The following is a 16,124-nucleotide window of genomic DNA, read 5'->3' as shown; positions in this document are numbered from 1 at the left end:
GATTTCCTTGCCATTTGAATGCCCGGCCATCTGGCCGGGCATTTTGCTGTGTCGAGAAGTACTGAAACCTGGGTCCGGCCCCAAACTCTCCCGTCACACAGCACACCCATGATCAGGCTTCGGAGCGGACTATCTCGTCCAGCTTGCCAAGAAGGGCAGCGCGCTCAGCCTGAAACTCCCGTTCAACCCACCAGGCTTCAAGCTTTGACAGAACAGCACCGACGCGCGGCCCGGACTTGAGGCCAGCTGCAATCGCGTCACTGCCTTTGATTGGGAAAACGGGTTTATTCCAGGACACAGCAATTTCCTCAAGCTGCTTAAGACTGGCAGATGCTGCGGTAGATTTCAGATCCCCACTTTCGGCGCGGGCTCTTGCTGCCGCCAGATCCAGCCTCAGGCGCATTAAAACACCTTCACGCCCCTTCCAGTAGAGCATCCGGCGCAGCTCGGCTCCTGTGGTCTCCGGTGCAATGGCTGGAACACGGGCAAATGCCAGCATCTGATCGCGTTCGGCATTGGCCATTTTGAGACGCTTTGCCATCTCGCCAAGCCGTTGCTGATCGGGCGGGACCATTGCTGCCAGCCGCAGGAAAGAATCCGGCTGCCAGGACAATGCCCGCTCAGCCGCGATGAGACCCGGAACAGCATCAATGCCCCATTTTTCCGTTTCAGGCAGTATGATGGTCAGCACACCGGTCTGACGCATCCACAACAGTGCACGCGATGGATCATCTGCTGCCAAAAGCTTGCGGGTCTCTGCCCAGATGCGCTCGGCCGACAGCGTTTTTAATCCGTCACGCAATCTCGTACTTGCGCGTAAGCCTTCTGCATCTGGTCTTCCACCGCCATACCAGGCGAAAAAACGGAAGAACCGCAGAATTCTCAGGTAGTCCTCCTCAATTCGCGTCGCTGCTTCACCGATAAAACGCACAGTCTTTGTATCGATGTCCTGAAGACCGTCGACCAGATCGACCACTTCGCCGTCCTGTCCGGCATAAAGGGCATTGATGGTGAGGTCGCGTCGGGCAGCATCTTCCGCCCAGTCGGTTCCAAACTGCACCGTTGCATGACGCCCGAAAGTCTCCACATCCCTTCGCAACGTCGTCACTTCGAAAGGCTTTTTATCGCAGACGACCGTGACTGTTCCGTGCTCAATGCCTGTCGGCACCGCTTTCAGGCCAGCTTCATTCACGCGCCTGCTCACCTCATCAGGCGTCAGCGTGGTTGCCATATCAATATCGCCGACGGCCATGCCCATCAGTGCATTGCGCACAGCGCCCCCGACAATCCGGGTTTCACCGCCACCGCCATTCAGCAGAGCCAGCACCTTCTGCAAGCGCTTCTCATTGAACCAGTCCTCTTCTTTCAGCGATGTCACGCATAAAGCCTTTCGTAAATGGTTCTGACGATCCCGGCAGTAATGCCCCAGATCCGGTAATCGCCGAAATTGATTTCATAATAACGCCTCTGCCTGCCAGCCAGTTCGGCGCTTTTTCGCAAATGGTGCGCGGGGTCCATGATGAAACCGAGCGGCACCTCGAAAATGTGATCGACCTCATCCGGATTGGCTGTCAGTTCAAATCCGGGCCTGACCACAGCCAGAACAGGCGTAATCCTGAATCCGGTTCCGGCAAGGTAAACCGGCAACCGGGCAACGGGTTCGACAAAGGAACGATCAAGGCCGATTTCTTCTTCGCTCTCACGCAGCGCGGTGTCTTCTGCCGATATGTCATCGGCATCCACAGAGCCGCCTGGGAAGGCGATCTGCCCGGAGTGTTTGCGAAGTTTGCTGGCGCGGCGGGTCAGAATCACCTTCGCCCCATCCGGATAATCGACAACCGGCACAAGCACCGCAGCCGCGCGCATATCCAGATCTTCATAATAGGCGAACAGATCAGGATTGAGCCTGTGGTCGCCGTGATCGCGCCAGGCATCGGCCAGGGAACGCCCGTTTTGAGAAAGCGCCCTTTCCTTAAAATCGGCCGCACTCAGCACATGCTCCGCAACACTCAACGGTTCTGCTCCAGCTGGCTCATCGCCATCACGGGGAAGACCTGACCTGCAGAGCGAATGACGAACATCTCCTCACCCTTAATCGTGGCGGCCTCACCAAGCGCCATCAGATCATAGGTCAGAGCCCGCGAGAACAGTGCTTCCAGCCGGCCACGCACAAGAACATAGGGCTTCAGCTCGGCATTTTCACCGACAACATCAAAGCGCAGCGGATGGTCTGCATCAATACTGACCGTATCTCCGACATTGGTGCTGACTGCTAAAACCGGTTCGCCGTTATGATCTTCCGTGGTCATGCCAACGGCCTGAAAAGGCGCATCTTCAACGCGAATACGCACCTTTTCAACAGGCGTCACGAGATAGGTTTCGCCATCTTCGTCCTTACGCAGGACCGTTGCAAACAATTGAACGAGCGACGCACGGCCGATCGGTGTACCACAGTAAAACCATGTGCCATCACGACGGATTTCCATATCAATGTCGCCACAAAAGGCCGGATCCCATTTCTCCACCGGCGCAGGCCCACGTTTGCCCGCCTTCTCTCCGCCCGATTGCCGCGCGATAGAAGCTGCCAGCCCTGAGGCATCATTTTTTCCGCTTTCACCGTTTTCTGCCATCGTTCTGTCCAGTTTTCAGTCCGAATTAGGCCCACTCTCGAAATAGTCATTCCAAACCGGCTTGTCAGCCGCCCACAGGTGATTATCCTTCACCTCGAAACTCCGGAACGCAATCCGGCCGATCTGCCATCAACGTTTTTTCAAGTCTGCGGAGACAACATATATGGGGCTGACCGAAGCAAAAGACACGGGCGCCGATGAACGTGCAATTGTCGCTCAGGCTGAAACAGCGCTGGAAGACATTCAGAAAATACGCACGGAAGTCTCCAAGGTTATCTATGGTCAGGACGATGTGGTGGAGAGCGTTTTGCTGGCTATCCTGTCCGGTGGGCATGCCCTGCTGGTCGGCGTTCCCGGACTTGCCAAGACCAAACTTGTCACAACACTCGGCACCGTTTTGGGGCTTGATGGCAACCGCATTCAGTTCACACCTGATCTGATGCCTTCCGATATACTGGGATCGGAAGTACTGGAAGAAAGCGACACGGGTCGCCGTTCCTTTCGCTTTATCAAGGGGCCTGTGTTTGCCCAGCTTCTGATGGCCGATGAGATCAACCGCGCATCGCCGCGCACCCAGTCGGCACTTCTGCAATCTATGCAGGAATATTCGGTGACGATTGCCGGGCAGCATTATGATCTGCCAAAGCCGTTTCACGTTCTGGCGACGCAGAACCCGCTGGAACAGGAAGGCACATATCCGCTGCCCGAAGCACAGCTTGACCGTTTTTTACTTGAAGTCGATGTCGGCTACCCGGATATCGATGCCGAGCGCCGCATTCTTCTGGAAACCACAGGTGCCACAGAAGAACAGGCAATCCCGGTCATCACCGCTGAACGTCTGATGGAAATTCAAACGCTGATTCGCAAGATGCCTGTGAGTGAAACCGTCGTTGAAGCAATCCTTTCGCTGGTGCGCGCGGCGCGTCCGGGGCATGGCTTTGACAAGACCGACCGTCATGTTTCCTGGGGCCCCGGCCCGCGTGCCGGACAGGCTCTGATGCTGACCGCGCGTGCACGGGCGCTTTATCAGGGCCGCCTCGCACCTTCGATTGACGATGTGCGGGCGCTGGCCGGACCTGTTCTCCAGCATCGTATGGCGCTGAATTTCTCCGCGCGTGCAGAAGGCATTAAGCTTTCAGACGTGATCACCGCCATCGCGTCGCGCAACCTGAACTGACGGAATTTGCCCTTGATTTCAATCGGAGAAAGCATTTTACGCACAACCGGCAATGAGGCGCTTTCGCACGCCAAGCACCGCGCAGCGCTTCTGCCGGACTGTCTGGTTGAGGCCCGCCGCATTGCCAACACGGTGACCGCTGGTTGGCATGGACGCAGACGGCGCGGGCCGGGTGAAAACTTCTGGCAGTTCCGGCCCTATGTCAGCGGTGAATCGCTGGCGCGGATCGACTGGCGGCGTTCTGCGCGCGACGACCACACTTACGTGCGGGATATGGAATGGGAGGCCGCGCATACAGTGTGGCTGTTCGCAGACCTTTCTTCTTCCATGCTTTTTCAGTCCCGTCTTGCTCCGGTATCCAAAGAGCATCGTGCGTTGGTGTTGCTTCTGGCTCTGACCGAGATGCTGCTGCGTTCGGGCGAAAGGGTTGGCTATCCCGGCCTGATGGAGCCGGTTTCAAGCCGTAATGGTGCCGAAACACTGGCCCATATGCTGGCGGCAGCGCCAGACGATTTACCAAAAATTCCGGATACAGCGATGATGCGCGGCCCCTCAGAACTGATCGTCATTGGCGATTTTCTGGATCGGCCTGAAGCGCTTTTTGATCGGATTGCGCCGCTTTCAGCACGCGGGCTTACAGCGCACCTCGTAGAGGTTGCCGATCCGGCAGAGGAAAGCTTTCCCTATACCGGACGCACGGCCTTCAGCGATCCCGAAACAGGCCAGGAACTGACGATTGGCCGGGCTGAGGCTTTGCGCGAACGCTATCTTGAACTTTATCAGGGAAGACGCCGCGCCATTTCTGAGCGCGCAGTCAAATCCGGCTGGTCTTTCGTCACCCACCACACAGACCGCCCGGCCTCTGAAGCGCTCACAGCGGTTCACATGCGCCTTTCCGGCGAAACGGCCGCAGGGGGGCGGCGCTGATGAGTGCTCTGGCTTTTGCAAGCCCGTTTGTGCTGATTGCGCTTGTCGTGCTTCCGGCGATCTGGTGGCTTTTGAAGCTGACGCCACCCCGCCCGAAGCGCGAGGTTTTTCCACCGCTTGCCATTCTCCTGAAGCTGACGAAACGCGATGAAACACCGGCCAGAAGCCCATGGTGGCTGACGCTTCTGCGCATGGTGCTTGCTTCTCTGGTTATACTGGCCATTGCCAACCCGATCATCAATCCGGACCGCACCGAGATCGTCGCAGGAAAGCCTCTCGCACTGATGATCGATAATGGATGGGCGAGCGCGGAAGACTGGGATGACCGTGTCCACGCGGCCGAAAACCTGATCAATGCAGCAGACGAAGCCAGCCAGCCGGTGATGATGGTCTTCACAGCCGATAAGGCGCATGCCGCCCGGCCTGTCTCCGTCAGTCAGGCCCGCGAGCGCCTGGCGGCCAGCCAGCCCAGACCACTGAAACCGGAGCGTGCGCGCGCAGCCGAAGCACTGTCAGAGGCATTTGAACAGACGCCGCCGGGCACACTGGCACTGATTAGCGACGGGCTGACCTCCGAAGGCGATGCTGAGGCCATGAACCTGCTGGCCGGTTCAGGCGCGCCGGAAATCGTAGTTTCAACGGCACCAGGCGAGCCGCCGGCCGCCCTCACCCGGGTTGAAAACGATGCCGATGCCACGCGCATTTTTGCGACACGCGCTGACACAGGACGAGCCGCTGATATGACGGTGAACGCCTACGATATTGAAGGCCGGGCCATCGCCAGCGCTCCCCTGCGATTTGATACCGGTGTAAACACAGCCTCAACTGAAATCCGCGCGCCGTTTGAAGTGCGCAATGATTTTGCACGCATCGCAATCGATAGCGCCGAAAATGCAGGCGCTGTCCAACTGCTCGATGATGGTTTTCGCCGTCGAAGGGTGGCACTTGTGGGCGGTGCGCCGGACAATGAAGCCCAGCCGCTTCTGACGCCTGCTTACTATCTGGAGAAAGCAATCGCGCCTTATGCCGACCTCATCACCAGCGATGCCGAAACAATGCCGGAAAAAGCGGACGAACTGCTTGAGCAAAACCCATCGGTCTTGTTGCTGAGCGATGTCGGCACTATGCCTGAAGAGACCCATGCTGCCATTGAAAGCTGGGTAGAAAGTGGCGGTACACTTATCCGCTTTGCCGGCCCTCGCCTTGCTGCAAGCGGAGGCGATGACAGCCTGCTTCCTGTCCGGCTGCGTTTGGGTGAACGCGCCTTTGGCGGAGCGATGAGCTGGAGTGCACCGCAATCACTGGCGCCATTTCCGCCGGAAAGCCCGTTTTATGGCCTTCCGGCGCCGGATGATATCGCCGTGACACGTCAGGTTCTGGCCGAACCTTCGGTCTCGCTTTCTGAACATACCTGGGCAAGCCTTGCCGATGGCACGCCACTGGTGACGGAAGCACGGCTTGGTGATGGTCAGCTCGTGCTGTTTCACACGTCTTCGGATGCCAACTGGTCGAACCTGCCGATTTCCGGCTATTTCGTCGAGATGCTGCGCCGGATCGTCAATCTTTCGCGTGCCAGCACAATCTCAAACGGCAACGGCGTTGGTGCGGCCCTGCTGCCGCCCTACCGAATGCTCGATGCCAGCGGTACGCTGGCAAGTGATGTGAGTGACGCAAAACCATTTGCCGAACGCGCAGGCGACGGCAGAACAGCGGATTACGAACATCCGCCCGGTCTTTACGGCACAGCCGACGGCTTTGTCGCCCTGAACCTTTTCGGGCCTGACGATCAGCTATCGCCTTTCGACATCAATGCACCTGGAAACAATGTCCGCCAGCAGGCAATCGGACAAACCGCAGCCATCAGCCTTAAACCGTGGTTGCTTGCCGCCGCACTGGTGCTTTTGATCGTCGACGGAATCATTATCCTCTTGATGAACGGCGCACTGACACGGCTCAGGCTACGCCGCAGTGCAACATTGATGTTTCTGCTGGCAATCCTCGCAAGTCTGCCCATGCTGATGATCATACCGGAAAATGCACGCGCACAGATGTCCGACAGCGAAATTGCCGAACTTCTTTACGAAACACATCTGGCCTATGTTGAAACCGGTGAAGCTGACGTAGACCGCATTTCAGAACGCGGCCTGAAAGGGCTTTCCAATTTCATCGCCTATCGTACCGCCCTTGAACCGGGAGATCCGATCGGTGTTGACCCGGCAACAGACGAACTGGCCTTTTATCCTCTGATCTACTGGCCGGTCTCGGCCTCAGCGCCCATGCCTTCACAAGAAGCCATTGCCAGGATCGAAGCTTATATGCGCAATGGCGGCACTGTCCTCTTTGATACACGGGATGAGTATTCCCCTCTTGGCAGCGGCGCTGTCAGCCCCAACACAGAACGCCTGCGAGCCATTTTGAATGGCATTGATGTGCCGCCACTTGAGCCGGTTCCAGAAGGCCATGTTCTGACACGATCTTTTTATCTGCTGTCGGATTTCCCGGGGCGGTATGACGGCTCGCCGCTCTGGGTCGAGGCGCGGGCGGGAAGTGACGACGTTTCCGCCCTGCAAATGAGCGGCGGTGACGGAGTCTCCCCGATTATCATTACCGGCAATGATTTCGCCGGGGCATGGGCAATCAATGCAGACAGCACGCCAATGCTACCAACCGTACCTGAAAACCCACGCCAGCGGCAGCTTGCCTACCGCACCGGCGTCAACATTGTGATGTATATGCTGACCGGCAACTACAAGGCGGACCAGGTGCATATTCCGGCTCTGCTGGAAAGGCTGGGGCAATAATGGAAATCAGTTTTGCTCCACTTCTGCCGCTCTGGGCGGTCTATGCTGCACTTGCCGCCATTCTTCTTCTGTCCGTTGCAGGTTTTGTAACGCGGATGCGGGGAACGGTTTTGCGCGGCCTTGCCGGCTTTCTGGTGATCGCTGCCATCGCGAACCCCACTCTCAGCCACGAAGAACGCGCGCCACTTTCCACCATTGTGCCAATCGTCGTTGACCGGTCCCAGAGCCAATTGACCGGCGAGCGCACCAGTCAGACCGAAACAGCACTGGCCGCGCTTCAGGCACGCCTGGCTACGGAACCCGGCATCGAGCCGCGCATTGTCGACGTTCAGACCGCGAATGCAGATGGTCGTGCAGAAACCCTTGCCTTCGCCGCACTCAATGATGCCGTGCGCGATGTCCCGCCAAGCCGGCTTGGCGCAGCGTTTTTCATCACAGACGGGCAAGTACATGACATTCCGGATACGGCATCCGGATTGCCTGCGCAGGTACCTTTGAACGCGATCATCACCGGCAGTGAAGATGAATATGATCGCCGCATCGAAATCACAGATGCGCCCCGTTTCGGTCTTGTCGGCGAAAGCCTGCCTGTCGTCTTCACCGTCATCGATGACGGACCGGTTCCCGGCGGCAATACTGCGGTAACGGTGACAGCCCGTCTGAATGGCGAAGTTGTTCAGCAGATGCAGGTTTCACCTGAAACCTCGAATACGATCCAGTTTGATATTGAAAACGGCGGCGAAAATATCATCGCTCTTTCCGTCGAACCGGTTTCCGGCGAGCTGACAGAGGTGAACAACCGGGCCATCCAGATTGTCGAAGGTGTTCGGGAAAATCTGCGCGTCCTTCTTGTCTCCGGGTCGCCTCACAATGGCGAGCGAACGTGGCGTAATCTTTTAAAGTCTGACGCATCTGTCGATCTGGTGCATTTCACCATTTTGAGGCCACCGGAAAAACAGGATGGAACCCCGATCAACGAACTGTCGCTGATCGCATTTCCAACGCGCGAACTGTTTGTCGAAAAGATTGACGATTTCGATCTGATCATCCTGGATCGCTATCAGAACCGTGGCGTTCTGCCTCTGCTCTATTATGACAACATCGCCCAGTACGTGCTGAATGGCGGCGCGCTGCTGGTGGCAGCAGGGCCTGAAATTGCCGGGGCGGAGTCCATAGCGAGCACACCGCTTTCTGCCGTTCTGCCAGCGCTTCCGACGGGCGACATTTCCGAAGGTGGTTTCAAACCGCAGGTCTCTGAGACCGGCGCACGGCACCCCGTGACCCGAGACCTTCCGGGCTCCGAACAAACACCTGCAGACTGGGGGCGCTGGTTCCGCTCGATTGATGTATCCAGCGTGAACGGCGAAGCTGTGATGACGGCCAACGATGCGCCCCTGCTTGTGCTTTCGCGCGAGGGACAGGGGCGGGTGGCAGAGTTTCTGTCAGATCAGGGCTGGCTCTGGGCCCGCGGGTTTGAAGGCGGCGGACCTTACGTTCCGCTTTACCGCCGGATTGCACACTGGCTGATGAAGGAACCGGCGCTGGAAGAAGAAGCCTTACGGGCCTCATCGAATGGTCAGACCATCGAAATTACCCGTCAGACCATGGGCGATGCGCCGGAAGAAGCCACGATCCGCACACCATCGGGACAGACGTTAAGCGTTGGACTGGAAGAAGATGAGCCAGGGCTTTTCCGGGGTTTTATCGACGTGAACGAGATGGGGCTTTTCACCATTGAAAATGGAGTGCTGGAACGTCTGGTCAATGTGGGCGACCCCAATGCGCCGGAATTCAAGGCGATGATCTCAACCAATCAAACGCTGACGCCGCTGGCCGCTGAAACAAGCGGAATGGTGGCCCGTATGAATACCGATACCGGGCGCATTCTTCCTCCTGTCCGCGTATCCGAAGGACCGCTGCGCACAGGAAACAATGGTATGATGCCGATCGTCGCAACAGCGGACACAGAGCTTCAGAGCATCCGTTCGGTTCCGCTTTTCAATGGCCTGATTGCGATTGCTGTGCTGCTGGCAATAATGTCTGCAACATGGTGGCGCGAAGGCCGCTCCTGATGACTATCTGCGTTGATTGCGCAAAGCCTGTTCAGGCGGCACCTCAGCCGCGCCAGCGCATCATGCCAATCATTTTTGTTTCCACACCTTCGACGATGGGGTGCGCAAGTATCCGGCGTGGATCCACCGGCCCGGGCAGCTTCAGCGTCGGCGGAACGATGGGTCTGAAACCAAGAGGGCTGTAATACGGCGCATCGCCAATCAGGATCACAGTCTGCGAACCGGCTTTCTCCGCCGCTTCAACCGCAATCCTGACAAGATGGCGGCCAATGCCGCGGTTTTTATGCGTCGGCCGGACAGCCAGCGGCCCGAGCATGTGGCCGGCTGCCTTGCCCGCCCAGACCGGCGTCATCCGCACAGACGCGATCACCTGATCCTGATCCAGACACACGAAGGATAAGGCCATATCATGTGGCCCCTGTTCACGAATCCGGCTGGCAGTGCGCACAAACCGGCCAGGACCGAACGCTTCGGCATTGATTTCTTCGATGATGCTGTCGTGAGAGGCGGCTTCCTGAAGGTAGCACAGTTCGGATGTCATGATGTCGGAACCTGTAAAACGAAAACGCAAAAGAGAGTGGACGGTGACAGGAGGGCCTGACCGGTATCGTGTCTCAAAATCAGCGTCGTCGCAAAGTCCGCATAACAAATCCAAATTTTTCAGTGACAAGGCCAGTAGCAGGAAAAATACAGCCCGTCCAGTCACTTCCCCTGAAAACCAGCACGCGTTTCCGGCTTCAACACACTGTTCAGCGATTGACGGCTGGCAAATCTCTGCAACTGCCGTATCTATATTTAAAGGAAACGCCAAAAAAAAGGAGCATCCGATGGGTATGCTGGTCGACGGTGTCTGGAAAGATGTCTGGTATGACACCGACAAGACGAAGGGGCATTTCAAACGTGAGAGCTCCAAGTTCAGAAACTGGCTGACGAAAGATGGCAGCGCCGGCCCCACTGGCGTGGGCGGCTTTGCCGCTGAAAAAGACCGCTATCATCTTTATGTCTCGCTCGCGTGCCCGTGGGCGCATCGCACGCTGATTTTCCGAAAACTCAAGGGTCTTGAAGAGTTCATCGATGTCTCGATCGTTGACCCGCTCATGCTGGAGAACGGTTGGGAATTCAAAAATCGGGATGGCGGGACGGATGATCCGATTAGCGGCGCTGACTATCTGTGGCAGGTCTATACCAAAGCGGACCCGGACTATACCGGCCGCGTAACGGTTCCGGTCTTGTGGGATAAGAAGCAGGCGACGATCGTTTCGAACGAGTCAGCGGAAATCATCCGCATGTTCAACAGTGCCTTCGACGACCTGACCGGCAACCACCGCGACTTCTACCCCGAGGCCCTGCGCGAGGGCATCGATGAGATCAATGCGCTGGTTTATGATAACGTCAATAACGGCGTTTACAAATCCGGCTTCGCAACCACGCAACAAGCCTATGAGGAACATGTGACTCGCCTGTTCGAGACGCTGGATAAGCTGGAAAAACGGTTATCAGACAAGCGTTATCTGATGGGGGAGACACTGACGGAAGCCGACTGGCGCCTGTTCACGACCCTAGTGCGATTCGACCCGGTTTATGTCGGCCATTTCAAATGCAACCTGAAACGTATTGCAGACTATCCGAACCTTCAGAATTTTCTGCGTGAACTTTATCAGATGCCGGGTATAGCCGAGACCGTGAGTTTCGATCACATCAAGCGACACTATTACGGGTCCCATAAAACCATCAACCCGACCGGTGTTGTTCCGAAGGGGCCGCTTATGGACCTCGACGCAGCACATGGGCGCGATGCCATCTAATTGAAGAAGGCCGCTCTTTTTTTCGAAAATCAACTTCGATTTTCAAGCTGATGCGCTGGCCGCTTGCCGACAACCCGGCAGGCGGCTATGTGTGATCTATGTTCAGGCTTGCCCATATCTCCGATATTCATCTTGGCCCGTTGCCGCGCGTTTCGCCGCGTGAGCTTTTTTCCAAGCGCATCACCGGTTTTGTAAACTGGCACCGAAACCGCAGCAAACACATCGGCACAGACACACTGGATAAACTGTTGCTGGCGATTGCGGCTCAGTCACCGGATCATCTGGCCGTAACGGGCGACCTCGTGAACCTGGCAACGGCCAAAGAGATTGAAATCGCAGCCCAGTGGCTGGAAAGCGTTGGCCCTCCCAGCGAAGTCTCTCTGGTTCCGGGCAACCATGATGCCTATGTCGGCGGCGCTTATGCGCGGATCAACAAGGCCTGGCGAGACTATATGCAGGGCGATACACCGCGACCACCCAGCAAAGGCGCGGAAATCCACAGCTTTCCCTACCTGCGCAAACGCGACCGTGTTGCACTCGTCGGCTGCTCATCAGCCGTTGCCTCTCCACCCTTTCTGGCGATCGGCAATTTCGGAAAACGACAGGCCCGCGCCACCGCCGAACTTCTTCGCCAAGCCGGTGAACAAGACCTGTTCCGAGTGGTCATGATTCACCATCCGCCCGTGCGCAATGCAGCCGCCCGGCACAAGCGGCTGCTTGGCATCCGTCGCTTCAAGGCTGCAATTTCGACAGGTGGCTGCGAGCTGGTGCTGCATGGGCACACCCACCTCAATACGATCAATTTCATCGAAACGCCGAAAGGCAAGGTTCCTGTAATCGGTATCGCAGCAGCCGGACAGGCAACGGGAGCCAAAAAGCCCGCATCCGGCTTCAACATGATCGAAATCAGCGGTCGTCCCGGCCAGTGGCAGATCGAGTGCGAACGCCACACACTCAACACATCAGGACTTTTTGTGCCTCAGGGCATATTTCAGTTCAGCTACGGCAATGACTGAGTTACAGGGCGTAATCAGAGGTTATGCCGGGTATAGGCATCCAGCATCGCTGTCAGGCTGATCTGCAAGGCAGAAACCACCAGATTGCGCTGCTCGTCATTCACGGCGTCCCAACCCATATTGCGCCTGACAACCTTGTGCCAGATCCGGAAATAAAGACACTGCCCCAGAATGGTAAAGGCGACAACACGCGTCTCTTCGCTTTCGGGATCACGCCCGGTTGCGCGTGCAAACAACTGCCGGACACGCCGATGCTGCGGACAAAAGAACTCTGAATACAGAAGATCGAAGGCCTCGCTGTCATTCGAAAGGTGCCGCATCACGAAGATATGCACCTCTTCCGCATCCGGCCCGCGAATAAGTGGTGATACAAAGATCGGCACAGCCTGAATGAGCTCCTGACGCGCTTCAGCCGGCGTCAGATCCGGTGGCATGGGGGCGAGGATAGACTTTCCATAACTATCTTCGATCGATTCGATAGCATATCTGGCACAAGCGCGCATCAAGCCAACCTTGCCGCCAAAATGATAGGCTATACTGCCGATGTTTGCGTCCGCCAGATCAGCAATCTTGCGGGTAGAAACAGCATTATAACCATACTCACCGAAAAGTCTGAGCGCTGTTGAGATTAGCGCCTGACGTGTCGCCGCTGCCCCTTTTAATGTTTCTGTCATGTTACTTCGTCAAAAATCCAGTTTCATTGTCAAAGGGTTGGCGATCTGAACAAAGCAGCCAGACCCGCATTAATTTTACGGGCGCTGTAGTCTTCAAGCCTTCAGTTTCCTTTGATCGCGTCCGGACCGCAACCCGCTAAATCAATTAGATCGTATTTTTGACACATTTTTTTCTTTACGAATTGTTTCATCTCTTTTTATGGCGCTCTATGGCTGGAAAAAGTGTATCGCCATGCCTTGTTTAAGCAATCCTTAAGAGGCATTATCCAGCGCACATTTTCACGCAGAACCTGACCGGAGCCGGATCAGGCGCGTATACGGATACTAAGTAAGATCATGGACATCGCCGTTAAGAATAAAAAGACTTCCATGTCACATGGACTGAAGAAACGGCCAGTTGTGGTCGCTGTCATCGGCTGCGCGCTCGTGGGTATTGGCATGGCCTCAGGCTTTGCGCTTTCGCGCGGGCAGTATGCATCGAATGTCGAGACGGTCGACCTGCCGCTCGTACAAAGCCACGACTGGATTGATGATCTTTGCGCGACGTTCAGGGTATTCGGACGCAAGTATCAGCCGCTGGTCGATATCGGCTCTGACGATCCTCAGGCGGTCTCGGAACTGATCAACCGTACAACAGGATTGCAGGTCGAAGTTCCGACCTTCGCTGAAACGCAGCAATTGTTTGAAGGCGCGCGGATTGTTGTGATCGACCGCACCCCCGGTGTCGAGCTGTTCTACCGCACAAGCGCCGGTGAGCTTGTTTCAATCTTTATTCTGGCGCGCCCACAGTCGATCAACAATCCACTGACCGAAGTCACAGAGACAATCCGCGACAATCTCAGTGTTGCCTGGTGGCAGGGTGAGCAGGCGCTGTTTGCCGTGGTCGGACCATCATCAAACGCCAGCCTTACCGATATGGCCCAGTCGGCCTATCTGAAACTCTGAACGAAAAAGACCGGCTGTCTTCATAACAACCGGTCTTCGATCCCGTTCAGATCAGAGCCAAAACCTCAACTCTGACTGCCAATGATCTGGTTGGCCGCCGAGACGATGGCTTCCAGCGAAGCAGCCACGATGTTGGTGTTGATACCAACGCCGAACATGCGCCCGCCTTCATAAGAGACCTCAACATAGGCAATCGCCTTGGCATCCGAGCCCTGATAGAGCGAATGCTCTGAATAGTTCTCAACCGTGATCTTCGTACCCAGATAGGCCGACAGAGCATTGGTGAAGCCATCAACCGGACCATTCCCCTTGGCATCGATTCGCTTTGTCTCGCCACCATCGGTAATCTCGGCAGTCACCACGCGAACGCCCTTGGTATCACCCTGCGGATATGTGTGATGATCAACAAACTTGATACGGCCCTCTGGCTGATCAACGTAATGCGCCATGAAAGCCTCATGAATGCGCTTTGACGGCAGTTCGCGGCCTTCATCATCTGTGATCTTCTGGATATATTCGCGGAATGCAACCTGCAGCCCACGTGGCATGTTTATGCCGTAGTCGCTCTGCATGATATAGGCGATGCCACCCTTGCCGGACTGCGAATTGATGCGGATGATCGCCTCGTAGCTGCGCCCGACGTCGCGCGGATCAATCGGCAGGTAAGGCACTTCCCAGACCGGTTTGTTTGCAACGCGGATGGCCTTCATACCCTTGTTGATCGCGTCCTGATGCGAACCTGAGAAAGCTGTATAAACCAGTTCACCGACATAAGGATGCCGTTCCGGGATCACCATCTGGTTCGAGTATTCATAGACCGCTTTCATCCGCTCGATATCAGAGCAGTCCAGCTCAGGGTCCACGCCTTGCGTGAACATATTCAAGGCCAGCGTGACGAGATCAACATTACCGGTGCGTTCACCATTGCCAAACAACGTCCCTTCAATCCGGTCAGCCCCGGCCATAACGCTCATTTCGGCAGCGGCAACCCCTGTACCCCGGTCATTGTGAGGATGTGCGGAGATGATCAGGTTCTCGCGGTTATCGAGATTACGGCACATCCATTCAATCTGATCAGCGTAGATATTGGGCGTGGACATTTCCACGGTTGAAGGAAGATTGATGATCAGCTTGTTGTCCGCAGTCGGCTTCATCTCTTCGATGACGGCATTGCAGATCTCCGCTGCCACATCCAGCTCAGTGCCGGTGAAGCTTTCCGGCGAATACTCGAAGCGATAGCCACCGCCTGCCGCTTCGGCCATATCCGTGATCATCTTGGCCGCATCAACGGCAATCTGCTTGACGCCAGCGACATCCTTGCCAAACACAACGCGGCGCTGAAGCTCGCTGGTGGAGTTGTAAAAATGCACAATCGGGCGGCGCGAACCCTTCAAGGCTTCAAATGTGCGGGTAATCAACTCCGGACGGCACTGCACCAGCACCTGCAGGGAGACATCATCTTCGAGCTGGTCGTTCTCCACGCACCAGCGGGCAAAATCAAAATCTGTCTGCGAGGCTGACGGGAAACCAATCTCGATCTCTTTAAAACCCATATCCAGCAACAGCTGAAACATCCGGGCCTTGCGATCATGCCCCATCGGATCAACCAGCGCCTGATTGCCGTCGCGCAGGTCAACCGAGCACCAGATTGGCGCCTTCTCGATGCGCTTTGATGGCCACTGCCGGTCGGAAAGATCAACCTGCGGGTATGGCTGGTATTTTGTTCCGGCAATCGGCATGCCCGGTTTCGTCTGTGAATTCTTCGCGTCCATTTGTCTTATCCTTGGCGACCTGCACTACAACCTCTCTCACCCGAATGAGGATGGATTGCGGCAGGATATCTGTTTTACTTCAGTTTTCAGGGTGAAGGAGCGCTTGGGCCAAACGGCTTTTTTTTCGGCCGCCGGGCGCTCCTTAAAGGACCCGGCAACCGCTGTTAAGGCCGAGGATAAGTAGCGAGTTTAGCGCAGACACAGCTACAGGACGCGCAGCAAAAGCGCGTGCATCTGTCTTGATTTCGTGTTCAGCCAAACGTGTCATGGGTTTCGATTTAGCGACATTCAGCGCATGAATCAAC

The 16,124-nt window shown here is 56.3% G+C and carries 13 protein-coding genes; 7 read left to right on the top strand and 6 right to left on the bottom strand.

Annotated elements, in window-relative coordinates; translation table 11 throughout:
• Window positions 1–112: 112 nt before the first annotated feature.
• Genes EDC90_RS00180 through EDC90_RS00170 form a run of 3 tightly spaced genes read right to left on the bottom strand, consistent with a single transcriptional unit; the run spans window position 113 to window position 2,630 of the window.
• On the bottom strand, window positions 113–1,378 hold the full coding sequence (locus EDC90_RS00180; protein WP_132307290.1) for a CCA tRNA nucleotidyltransferase: 1,266 nt from the start codon (window positions 1,376–1,378) through the stop codon (window positions 113–115).
• Window positions 1,375–2,013: a CoA pyrophosphatase gene (locus EDC90_RS00175; protein ID WP_132307288.1), complete on the bottom strand. Its 639-nt coding sequence runs from the start codon at window positions 2,011–2,013 to the stop codon at window positions 1,375–1,377. Before EDC90_RS00175 ends, EDC90_RS00180 begins: the two co-directional genes overlap by 4 nt.
• Window positions 2,010–2,630 (bottom strand): DUF1285 domain-containing protein, encoded by a 621-nt coding sequence (locus EDC90_RS00170; RefSeq protein WP_132307286.1) that lies wholly within the window; start codon window positions 2,628–2,630, stop codon window positions 2,010–2,012. The genes EDC90_RS00175 and EDC90_RS00170 overlap by 4 nt, the downstream gene beginning before the upstream one ends.
• Window positions 2,631–2,793: 163 nt before the next feature.
• Between EDC90_RS00170 and EDC90_RS00165 the strand changes: the two genes are divergently transcribed.
• Genes EDC90_RS00165 through EDC90_RS00150 form a run of 4 tightly spaced genes read left to right on the top strand, consistent with a single transcriptional unit; the run spans window position 2,794 to window position 9,607 of the window.
• Window positions 2,794–3,807 (top strand): AAA family ATPase, encoded by a 1,014-nt coding sequence (locus tag EDC90_RS00165; protein WP_132307284.1) that lies wholly within the window; start codon window positions 2,794–2,796, stop codon window positions 3,805–3,807.
• A 12-nt stretch (window positions 3,808–3,819) separates the two neighbouring features.
• The gene (locus EDC90_RS00160; protein WP_132307282.1) at window positions 3,820–4,734 is read left to right on the top strand and encodes a DUF58 domain-containing protein; all 915 of its coding nucleotides are present in this window, start codon (window positions 3,820–3,822) and stop codon (window positions 4,732–4,734) included.
• The gene (locus EDC90_RS00155; protein WP_132307280.1) at window positions 4,734–7,535 is read left to right on the top strand and encodes a DUF4159 domain-containing protein; all 2,802 of its coding nucleotides are present in this window, start codon (window positions 4,734–4,736) and stop codon (window positions 7,533–7,535) included. The genes EDC90_RS00160 and EDC90_RS00155 overlap by 1 nt, the downstream gene beginning before the upstream one ends.
• Window positions 7,535–9,607: a hypothetical protein gene (locus EDC90_RS00150; protein WP_132307278.1), complete on the top strand. Its 2,073-nt coding sequence runs from the start codon at window positions 7,535–7,537 to the stop codon at window positions 9,605–9,607. The genes EDC90_RS00155 and EDC90_RS00150 overlap by 1 nt, the downstream gene beginning before the upstream one ends.
• A gap of 43 nt (window positions 9,608–9,650) precedes the next feature.
• On the opposite strand, the gene EDC90_RS00145 is transcribed toward EDC90_RS00150, so the two are convergent.
• Complete coding sequence (locus EDC90_RS00145; protein WP_132307276.1) at window positions 9,651–10,148, bottom strand: GNAT family N-acetyltransferase; 498 nt, start codon at window positions 10,146–10,148, stop codon at window positions 9,651–9,653.
• A 286-nt stretch (window positions 10,149–10,434) separates the two neighbouring features.
• On the opposite strand from EDC90_RS00145, the gene EDC90_RS00140 reads away from it, so the two are divergent.
• Both EDC90_RS00140 and EDC90_RS00135 read left to right on the top strand, forming a co-directional pair.
• Window positions 10,435–11,412, top strand: coding sequence for a glutathione S-transferase family protein (locus tag EDC90_RS00140; RefSeq protein ID WP_132307274.1), 978 nt, complete (start codon window positions 10,435–10,437; stop codon window positions 11,410–11,412).
• 98 nt (window positions 11,413–11,510) lie between these two features.
• A complete protein-coding gene (locus EDC90_RS00135; RefSeq protein WP_132307272.1) occupies window positions 11,511–12,428 on the top strand; it encodes a metallophosphoesterase family protein in 918 nt (305 codons plus the stop codon).
• 14 nt (window positions 12,429–12,442) lie between these two features.
• Here the strand turns inward: EDC90_RS00135 and EDC90_RS00130 are convergent, their stop codons facing one another.
• Window positions 12,443–13,102 (bottom strand): CerR family C-terminal domain-containing protein, encoded by a 660-nt coding sequence (locus tag EDC90_RS00130; protein ID WP_132307270.1) that lies wholly within the window; start codon window positions 13,100–13,102, stop codon window positions 12,443–12,445.
• Window positions 13,103–13,471: 369 nt separating this feature from the next.
• Here EDC90_RS00130 and EDC90_RS00125 point away from each other — a divergent pair, with 369 nt between their 5' ends.
• Window positions 13,472–14,047, top strand: a complete 576-nt coding sequence (locus tag EDC90_RS00125; protein WP_132307268.1) for a hypothetical protein — start codon at window positions 13,472–13,474, stop codon at window positions 14,045–14,047.
• 65 nt (window positions 14,048–14,112) lie between these two features.
• Here the strand turns inward: EDC90_RS00125 and leuA are convergent, their stop codons facing one another.
• Window positions 14,113–15,819 (bottom strand): 2-isopropylmalate synthase, encoded by a 1,707-nt coding sequence (leuA, locus tag EDC90_RS00120; protein WP_132307266.1) that lies wholly within the window; start codon window positions 15,817–15,819, stop codon window positions 14,113–14,115.
• Window positions 15,820–16,124 lie beyond the last annotated feature (305 nt).

It is taken from the genome of Martelella mediterranea (assembly GCF_004342225.1).
Classification (GTDB): Bacteria; Pseudomonadota; Alphaproteobacteria; order Rhizobiales; family Rhizobiaceae; genus Martelella; species Martelella mediterranea_B.
This window is presented reverse-complemented; position numbering and strand designations above follow the sequence as displayed.